Consider the following 9,578-nt stretch of genomic DNA (forward strand, 5'->3'; position numbering starts at 1 on the left):
CAAAAGTTTCGATATCAACGTTGATGGGAGTATTGAAAGGGCGTTCAGCAATCCGCTTGTTTAACAAGTTCCCACATATAAGAAAGAAACTGTGGGGTAATCATTTTTGGGCAAGGGGATACTTTGTTGACACAGTTGGTGTGAATGAAGAAATCATCAGGCGTTACGTAAGGCACCAAGACAAGAAAGATCAAGAATATGAGGCGCAGTTAGAGTTGAAGATAAACTAGCAGCGCAGGGATGCCCCCTTATAGGGGGCTATAAATCAAAGCCGCCTTCTAAGAAGGCGGATTTTTACAAGAATCAAGGTTAACCCTTTAAGGTTTTGGTATGGCTGTTCGCCATTGGCGCCATTCTGGTTTGGCTTCAGAATATAAGTAAAATGCTTGGCCTTGTTTAGCGATAGGCTGTAGCTGTTTTTGCTCTGGAGTGGCAAATGTAATTCCGCCTTTCATGATGCTGTCTAACGTGCCTGCTTTTATATTTGCACCAGATAAACCGATGGATACATCGACGCCAGAAGTGTTCCAAAATACGCTATTGCTGCGAACCAGATAAGCGAACTCTTTTTGGATTTCAATGGTAAACATGACGCGGTCTGCAAAGTCTCCTAGAGCAACATGGGTTACTTTGCCCACTTCCATTTCACGGTAGAGAACCGGGCTATCTTCAGTCACTGATCCTCGTGTTTCACTTTGTAAGGTGAATTCAATACCGAGTGCTTGTTGTGGCTGTTTTTCTAGTTCAAATTGATACTGCACATCGCCAAACCCAGGTTGGACCTCAATGCTGGAACTGAGTAAGTTTTGCAGATTTTCAACACCATTGAAGCCAATCTTAGTTTTCGCTACCCAAAAGTGAGAGCCATTTCTGGCAATGCCTAATGCGTAGCTAGGCTCAATTCTCGCTTGGAGTGTAACTTGGTTTGTCTTGAAATCGGGTGTTACAGAAACAACCTCTCCCACAGTGATATTGTTATATTTGATGGATGTTCCTAGCGTAATGCCAAAGGATGAATCGGCCGTTAAGATGATTTCTTGGCCCGCCTTACGTGCTTGATCGTAGCTGTCATAGAGCTTCCACAAATTCTGATCTTTGTTATCAATGCCTTGCAACGAATCAAATGCAATGCCTCCTTGAATTAATGTTTTTAAAGGAGCGGCTTTGACTTTTACGCCTGCAAGTGTTGCATTAATTTCGACGCCAGAACGGTTCCAAAAAACAGTTTGATTCGTAATCAGATGGCGATATTGATTCTCTATTTTGACCTCGATTTTCACACCTTCTTTCGTGAGCTTAAAGCCAAAAACACTGCCTACTTGAAGATTACGGTATAGGAGCGGGCTGCCCGGATTGATGGGAGGAAGCTCGTCGGCAAAAAGAGTCAGTGTCTGTGAGCCGCTTTGATTATATTTTGCAAGCTCAGCTAAGGATTTACTTTGATATAGCGGGTACTCATTACTCGCATTTTCAGCGCCTTCGCTGATGAAACTGATTGAGCCGGCGAGCAGTTGTTTGGCTGGAGGGATCGAAACATTAAGGCCTGATTCGGTGAGCTCCGCGGTGGCCGAGCCTGTAATGTAAAAACGATTCTGTGAGCGTATGAGTGATGAGTACTCTTCATCAATCAGCGTATTGAGCACAACACTGTCTTGCTGCAACTTTACGTCAATTACTGAACCTACCGAGATGCCTCGATACAAAATCTGGCTGCCCACATCTAAGCCATATGAGCTTTCAGCTGTAAGTTTGATAGCAATCGATTTTGCTTGTGACTGATTAAATTCAAATTGGCGAATTGCAGTGAAACTTCTGGCCTTTTCGCCCTTACCAGGAATGAGTGTCAAGTAATTCCCTTTGATCAAATTACCGATGTTCTCAACTCCAGAGAGTGAGACTTTGGCCTCTTCCAACACAAAACGGCTTCCCGAATTGAGCATATCACTAAAAGCCGGCTGGATAGCGGCAGAGGCGATGATCTGTTGGTGACTTTTACTGAGCTGCAATTCCGTGATTTGACCGACTTCTATTCCTCGGTAAATGATGGGGGCACCGGTTTGGTTAATATTATGCTGATCGGGTAGGGTGATTTTCACAGGGATACCACGCCCTGCGGTTTTTAAATCGCGATAGAGACTAAATTGGGTATTTTGTTCAACAGGCTCTCCACCGTCCGGTGAATCGACGGCAATTGAACCACCGATTAATGCACTTAAACTTTCTAAGCGGACGTCAACACCTTCAAAGCCAATGCTTGCACCAACACCGCTGACATTCCAAAAACGGCTTTCATTGGTAATAATGTGGCGATACTCGTCTTTTATCGAGGCTTGAATGAGTACCGACTTTGCATCGTCATCGAGTTTGTAGTTAAACACTTCACCAATCGGAATTTTTTTATAGACGATTTGTGAGCCAACAGAAATACCTCCGAGATCGCGAGCCTTTAGAGAAATGATAAGCCCTTGATTAGGCAGTAGATCAGAAGGTGCACCATCTAAAGCACTAAACACTTTATCGTGTTCAGCTGAACTATTTTCGTTACCCGGTTGAATCGCAATATAGTTTCCTGAAACCAACGCATCTAGGCCTGAAACGCCAGATAAACTGGCCGTTGGCTTCACTAACCAAAATCGGGTATTGTCATTGAGTAACTGAGTAGCTTCTGGATAAATATCGGCTTCCACATAGATGTTTTCTAATCCTTCGGACAGTTTAATATCTCTTACCATGCCGACTTCGAGCCCTTGGTAGCGAATTGTTGTTCGCCCTGCGACTAAGCCTTGTGCGTCCGAAAAATAGATCTGGATTCGTTCGCCAGCATCGTGAATGGCTTTAACGACTAACCAACCTGCGAGCGCCATGGTGAGTATGGGCAGTATCCACAAAGGTGAGATGCCCCTATTTCGCTTAACATCGGGAGTGTATGAGGGCTGGCTTGAAATTTGTTTACTCATGTGAAGGCTCGTTTTGGTCTGCGATTTCTGGGTAATTATCCCAGATGAGTCTTGGGTCCATACTTTCCGTGGCGAGCATGGTGAGTACAACCACCAAGCCAAAGGCAACGGCTCCATAACCGGGAGTGAAGTCGAGAATTTGACCGCGATCAACCAGTGTCAACATCATTGAGATGACAAACAGATCCATTACCGACCATTTGCCGATCCATTTAATCGCGAAATAAATGTTCATTCTCTGACGGTGGTAAACCGTTCGCTTAAATTTAATCGCCAGTAATAGATAGGTCAGGCCGAATATTTTTACAATAGGCACGATTATACTGGCCACAAAAATGATGATTGCAATTCCGACCATACCACTATTAATCAGTGACGCAACACCAGAGAAGATGGTGTCTTCTAATCGCTGTCCGTTGGTAATTAAAATCGATATTGGAATCAGGTTCGCGGGGAAAATAGCGACACTTGCTGCAATTAAATAGGCCCAAGTTCGTTGTATCGAGTTGGGTTTCCGGTGATATAATTTTTGCGCGCAACGCACGCAGTGCGTATTTTCTGGTTGTGAAAGATGGCAATGGTGGCAATGCACCTCTTTACGCTCGAAGGCATATTGATTCTCTGGCTGCCACGCTTGCCAATAGCGCCTTACGCTAACTCGAGTCGCTAACAATACGGTTGCCAGTTGCAGCAAAACTAAACCATACAACCCCACACCGATAAAAATGTCGGAATAATCTTGAAGTTTAAAACAAGATACCGCCACGCTGACTAAAAAAACATCGAGCATTACCCATGCTTTTAATCGCTGAATAATGATCAGTGAGCCACGCAGTAGATGAAACCATCGATAACGCAAGGCGATATGAGCGGTCACTACGGAACCACACACTAAAAGTGGCGCAATAGAGCTGCAAAATAGCACCAATAAAGCGAGCGCTCCAAAGCCCTCTTCAGCCAGCGCAAAGACACCGGATGGCAAGGTGGCGGGGATCATCACCCCAACCAAGCGAATACTGATGAATTCAAAAAAATGAGAGGGGATAAACAGTAACAAGCAAGTGATGGCGACGGCTAAATCCCCAGATAAAGAGGGAGACCCACCGCGGTACAGTTGGGTACCGCAGCGTGGACAATAGGCACTTTTTCCATGCTCAACCTCGACGAGATCAACGGCCAATTCACAGCCGTGACACAACCTCACGCCGTTAGGTGATTGTGGATGTTGAATAAGCGCTGAATGTTGAGACAAACAATCATCCTAATTTATTGTTACCCAATCACTAAACGTACGATTGGAGATTTCCATAAAGGGTCTGATATAACCCATCTTGCTCGACTAATTCTCGATGCGTACCCATTTGGCTAACTTGACCATCTTCCAGCACGTAAATTATATCGGCTTGTTTCACTGCCGAAAGGCGGTGCGCAACAATTAAAGTAGTTCGACCTTTCAAAAATCCAGTCAGAGCATTGTGCAATGCCGCTTCAGTTACCGTATCTAACGCGGATGTTGCTTCATCCAAAATAACAAATTTAGGATTGCTCAGTACCATCCGAGCGATGGCTAAACGTTGACGTTGTCCGCCCGACAAGCGAATACCATTTCGGCCAACTAGCGTTTCTAAACCGTCACTGAGATTCGCAGTCACATCATCCAGTTGTGCAATATGCAGCGCTTGCCATAATTCCTCTTCTGCATATTGACCGCCGAGGGTCAAATTATGCCTTAAGGTGTCGTTGAATAGTATAGGTTGTTGTAATACCACGGCAATGTTATCGCGAATAATATCAAAACTTATCTCTTCAGTGGTCGCACCATTAAAACGGATCTGCCCGGAATTGGGTTGATACACACCAATTAACAGTTGGATCAACGTGGATTTCCCACCACCACTTGCGCCAACCAACGCAACTTTTTTACCCGCCGGAATCGTGAGCGAGAGATCGTTGAGCACACTCTTTTCACTATCGTAGGCAAAATTAACGTGAGAAACCTCAACATCGACCTGGCGGTTATCCGTGAATGGGTTAATTTTGCAAATAGGGCGAGGCTCTTCCTCCAGTGCAAGCAGATCATTAATGCGATGGAAGGCCGCCTTTGCACTGTACCAAGAAAATTGAATACTCAGCAGTTCTTGCACTGGGCCTAACATAAACCACAAATAACCGAAAACGGCGAAAATTTGCCCTATGGTCAAGTCGCTAAAGACCACCATCAGCATCGCGACCGCTCTAAATAGCTCAAAACCAAGTAAAAACAGGAGAAATGAGACGCGCCCTGCAGCCTCTGATTGCCATGCATATTTGTCTGCATTCTCTCGGACTTGGTTGGCTTGCTGTTTGAGTTCATTGAGAAACTCTCGCTCTTTATTAGCGGCACGCAATTGATAAATGCCATCTAATGTTTCGACTAGCCGATTTTGAAAGCGTTCATACGCTTGGTTTTCTCGCTTTTTCAGATGTTTGACTTTGCTTCCGAGTTTACGTGAAAAGTAAATCACAATCGGGTTGACCAATAAAATAAACAGCCCTAAACGCCACTCAAGCCAGAGTAGAACACCCGCTGTGCCTAACACGGTCAGTAGGCTGATGATAAATTTACTGAGTGTGCTACCTATGAATTGATCAATGGTTTCGATGTCGGTGATTAAGTGAGCATTAATACCACCACTGCCTTTGGTTTCGTACTGCCTGATGCTTATCCGTCCTAATTTATCAATCATTTTGCAGCGCATTTGGTAGGTGATGGTTTTGGACACCAAAGTAAATTGACGGCTTTGAAGTATGTTGAGCGCTTGGCTGACGCTACGCATCAAGACCACTAGCAATAACGTGAGCGCAATATAGCCTGTTGGGTTTTGCATCGACGTCGGTAGAATAGTATTCATCATCGCCAAACCAGAAGCGGGTTTATTCAGCAGAACTTCGTCGACCATTAATGGCATTAATAGTGGAATAGGGACACTAACCAGCGTTGCAATAACCGCGATCGCATTGGCAAATAGAAGTGTAGGTCGATGTTTTTTTACTTGTTTTATTACCCAAGAGCGGCTAATAGTGTCATTGGAATTAGTCATTATGATGAGAATGCATCCTATTTATCGTGTGAGAAATTGTACGCTGTTCAAAAATAGATGTCTTCCGTTTTCAAAAGGTCGTTGAGTTTATATGAACATAGAAGAATACCGCCGTCTTACCAAGCAGGCGGTGGCACTGGTTGAATCTGAAACGGATTTAATCGCTAATCTTGCCAATTTGAGCGCCTTATTTAACATGGAGCTTGAAAATCTTAACTGGGTGGGTTTTTACCTAATAAAAGAAGAGCAACTGGTTCTCGGTCCCTTTCAAGGAAAACCAGCTTGTGTACGCATCCCCTTAGGAAAAGGTGTGTGTGGTACTGCGGCGGCGACTAACCGTATACAACGTGTTTATGATGTCCATGAGTTTGCTGGTCACATTGCTTGCGATGCTGCGAGCAATTCTGAGTTGGTGGTGCCATTTTCTATCAATGGTCAAGTGGTGGGAGTATTGGATATCGATAGCCCAACAATTGGCCGTTTTTCTGAAATTGATGAGAAAGGGATGGCAGAATTAATGATTGAGATAGAAAAGCTGCTCAATTCACACGCTAACAAGGCATAAATTGGTCATTGCCTGTGGTTTTTCGCATTTAGGTCACTATAATACCGAACATATTTATCTTAATGCCTCGCGGAAAGACCGCATAAACCAGGAATCCTCATGGAAAACACTGAAAAGTTAAAAAACAGCAAAGAAGTTATTGCGTACATTGCTGAATGTTTCCCTAAGTGCTTTACTTTAGAAGGTGAAGCAAAGCCTTTGAAAATTGGTATTTTTCAAGATCTTGCTGAACGCCTAAACGAAGACTCAAAAGTAAGTAAAACACAGCTGCGTGCTGCGTTAAGACAATACACGTCGTCATGGCGTTATCTACATGGTGTTAAACTAGGTGCAACTCGTGTTGACCTTGATGGCAACCCATGTGGAGAGTTAGAAGAAGAACATGTAGAGCACGCACAAGCCGCATTGGCAGAAAGTAAAGCTCGAGTACAGGCTCGTCGTAAAGAGCAAGGACAAAAAGCACGCGAAGAGGCAAAAGCGAAGCAGCCAAAAGCGAAAAAGCCTCAAGCACAAGCTCGTCGTCCTCAAGCGAAAGCGCCAAAAGCTGAAAAACCTGTCGAGACGCGCGCTTTAAATGCTGATGAAATGATCACTGGCAAACAAGTGAACGTAAACATGGGTAAAGGAAACATGGCTGCGACCATTGTTGAAGTTAATAAGGAAGATGTGCGCGTTCAACTTGTCAACGGCCTACAAATGGTTGTGAAAGCGGAGCACTTGCGCGCATAAAGGAGAAATTCCTACGCATGAAATGCCGTTCAAAATTAACGTTGATCGCTGCTGGCCTATGGCTAGCAGCGTCATCCGTTCAGGCCTTAGAAGCCACTCTTAGCAAAGAAGATTTACCTCTTCTTGCCCCAGAAATGCAGCATGAAACGGCGAGTAAGCGTGTGACTTCCCGTTTTACTCGTTCTCATTACAAACACTTCAACTTGAATGACGATTTCTCGCAAGCTATCTTCAATCGTTATCTCGAACTGCTCGACTACAACCGCAATATCTTTACTCAGAGCGATATTGATTCCTTTCATACGTGGTCGACACAACTTGATGATCAACTCAAGGCTGGCAATAACCAAATTGCATTTGATGTTTATAACTTATCAATGCAAAAGCGCTTTGAGCGTTTTCAATATGCGCTTTCTCTGCTCGACAAAGAAATTACATTTGAAGCCGATGAATCGATGGAACTTGATCGCTCAAAAGCAGCTTGGCCGAAAGATAAAACCGAGCTCGATAAGTTATGGCAGCAACGTGTCAAATATGATGCACTGAACTTAAAGCTTACGGGTAAAGAGTGGCCGGAAATTAAAGAAACGCTAGGCAAGCGTTATAATAACGCGATCAAACGTCTGTCTCAGACCCACAGCGAAGATGTATTTCAGCTTTATATGAATGCTTTCGCGCGTGAAGTTGATCCGCATACTAGTTATCTCTCTCCACGTAATGCCGAGCAGTTCCAATCAGAAATGAATCTTTCATTGGAAGGGATTGGTGCTGTACTGCAAATGACCGACGACTACACCATCATTCGTTCGTTAGTTGCGGGTGGTCCTGCCTCAAATAGCAAGCAGTTGGGTGAAGGCGATCGTATTATTGGTGTGGGCCAAGATGGCAAAGAGATGGTTGATGTTATCGGCTGGCGTTTAGATGATGTCGTACAACTGATCAAAGGCCCGAAAGGCACTAAGGTGAAGTTGCAAGTTTTGCCGGAAGGTAAAGACGCTAAAAGTCACGTTGTCACTATTGTTCGAGACAAAATTCGTTTAGAAGATCGAGCGGTTAAATCAAAAATCATCGAGAAAAATGGCAAGAAAATCGGCGTGCTTGAAGTCCCTAGCTTCTATGTCGGTTTAGCGCAAGACACGGACAAATTGCTGACTGAACTGAAGCAGAAAAAAGTGGATGGCGTGATCGTCGATTTGCGTAATAACGGTGGGGGTGCATTAACGGAAGCGACGGCATTATCCGGCTTATTTATTGAAAGCGGTCCGGTTGTGCAAGTTCGCGATAGCTATGGACGAGTAAACGTTAATAGTGACACGGATGGAAAAATCAGTTATCAGGGTCCTATGACGGTATTGGTGAATCGCTACAGCGCATCAGCCTCAGAAATTTTTGCAGCGGCAATGCAAGATTATGGACGAGCGATCATTGTTGGCGAAAACTCATTCGGTAAGGGAACGGTTCAACAGCATCGCTCGTTGAATCATATCTACGACTTGTTTGATAAAGAATTAGGCTACGTTCAATATACGATTCAGAAATTTTATCGTATTGATGGTGGTAGTACGCAGAATAAAGGTGTGGTGCCTGATATTGCGTTACCCACTGCGATTGAAGCAAAAGATACCGGTGAGAGCGTTGAACCTAATGCGCTTCCTTGGGATCAAATTGAGCGAGCTAAATACGACAAGTTACAAGCTAATGAAAAACTGATTGCTAAGTTATCTGCGCAGCATCAAGCTCGTATTGCCAACGATATGGAGTTCGGCTTCATTAACGAGGATATTGCAAAGTATAAAGCGGAGAAAGATGACAACACAATTTCTCTCAATGAATCTGTGCGTAAGCAAGAAAGTGACAAGGCAGATGAATTGCGTTTGGCGCGGATTAACATGCGACAAGTCGCCAATGGTTTGAAGCCCTATAAAACCTTGCAAGATGTGCCTAAAGATTATGAAGCTCCAGATGTTTATTTAGAAGAAGCAGTGGCGATCACTGTTGATATGCTAAATTAGCAACCAGTAGCAATGAAAAGCGAGCCTTAGTGCTCTAATGCCGATCAGTTAAGACTTTAATCGGCAGATCAGTTGAATGATCCTACCTTTATGTAAAAATCCGATAGACCCTGTTTATCGGATTTTTTTATGCACGTTTCTCAAGCCCTCGATATCATCAACAGTTATAAACCCAATCAAGTTGAAACACTCGCAGACCTCTTGCCCATTGGGCTCATCAATCGTGCTTATGAGC

7 protein-coding genes are annotated in these 9,578 nt (G+C 44.1%); 4 read left to right on the forward strand and 3 right to left on the reverse strand.

Annotated elements, in window-relative coordinates:
* On the forward strand, positions 1-230 hold a 230-nt coding region (tnpA, locus tag AACQ42_RS15300), incomplete at its 5' end, for an IS200/IS605 family transposase (RefSeq protein WP_141195649.1).
* Between the two features lie 87 nt (positions 231-317).
* Here tnpA and AACQ42_RS15305 read toward each other — a convergent pair.
* The 3 genes from AACQ42_RS15305 to AACQ42_RS15315 are packed head-to-tail and all read right to left on the reverse strand — an operon-like array spanning position 318 to position 6,037.
* Positions 318-2,957, reverse strand: a complete 2,640-nt coding sequence (locus AACQ42_RS15305) for an MlaD family protein (RefSeq protein ID WP_094165554.1) — start codon at positions 2,955-2,957, stop codon at positions 318-320.
* Positions 2,950-4,209, reverse strand: a complete 1,260-nt coding sequence (locus AACQ42_RS15310) for a paraquat-inducible protein A (protein WP_094165555.1) — start codon at positions 4,207-4,209, stop codon at positions 2,950-2,952. The genes AACQ42_RS15305 and AACQ42_RS15310 overlap by 8 nt, the downstream gene beginning before the upstream one ends.
* A gap of 31 nt (positions 4,210-4,240) precedes the next feature.
* On the reverse strand, positions 4,241-6,037 hold the full coding sequence (locus tag AACQ42_RS15315) for an ABC transporter ATP-binding protein (RefSeq protein WP_013856918.1): 1,797 nt from the start codon (positions 6,035-6,037) through the stop codon (positions 4,241-4,243).
* Positions 6,038-6,128: 91 nt separating this feature from the next.
* Between AACQ42_RS15315 and AACQ42_RS15320 the strand changes: the two genes are divergently transcribed.
* From AACQ42_RS15320 to prc, 3 genes are all read left to right on the forward strand, one after another.
* Complete coding sequence (locus tag AACQ42_RS15320) at positions 6,129-6,602, forward strand: GAF domain-containing protein (RefSeq protein WP_013856917.1); 474 nt, start codon at positions 6,129-6,131, stop codon at positions 6,600-6,602.
* A gap of 99 nt (positions 6,603-6,701) precedes the next feature.
* A complete protein-coding gene (gene proQ, locus AACQ42_RS15325; RefSeq protein WP_017044692.1) occupies positions 6,702-7,331 on the forward strand; it encodes an RNA chaperone ProQ in 630 nt (209 codons plus the stop codon).
* A gap of 17 nt (positions 7,332-7,348) precedes the next feature.
* Entirely contained in the window at positions 7,349-9,343 is a 1,995-nt protein-coding gene (gene prc / locus AACQ42_RS15330) for a carboxy terminal-processing peptidase (protein ID WP_013856915.1), read from the forward strand.
* Positions 9,344-9,578: the final 235 nt, after the last annotated feature.

This window comes from Vibrio sp. V12_P9A6T4, assembly GCF_963874835.1.
Taxonomy (GTDB): domain Bacteria; phylum Pseudomonadota; class Gammaproteobacteria; order Enterobacterales; family Vibrionaceae; genus Vibrio; species Vibrio anguillarum.

What these genes read in the sequence shown, in the direction of transcription:
- AACQ42_RS15305 (WP_094165554.1), bottom strand. Translation starts at nt 2,957, where the DNA reads ATGAGTAAACAAATTTCAAGCCAGCCCTCATACACTCCCGATGTTAAG.
- AACQ42_RS15315 (WP_013856918.1), bottom strand. Translation starts at nt 6,037, where the DNA reads ATGACTAATTCCAATGACACTATTAGCCGCTCTTGGGTAATAAAACAA.
- AACQ42_RS15320 (WP_013856917.1), top strand. Translation starts at nt 6,129, where the DNA reads ATGAACATAGAAGAATACCGCCGTCTTACCAAGCAGGCGGTGGCACTG.
- proQ (WP_017044692.1), top strand. Translation starts at nt 6,702, where the DNA reads ATGGAAAACACTGAAAAGTTAAAAAACAGCAAAGAAGTTATTGCGTAC.
- prc (WP_013856915.1), top strand. Translation starts at nt 7,349, where the DNA reads ATGAAATGCCGTTCAAAATTAACGTTGATCGCTGCTGGCCTATGGCTA.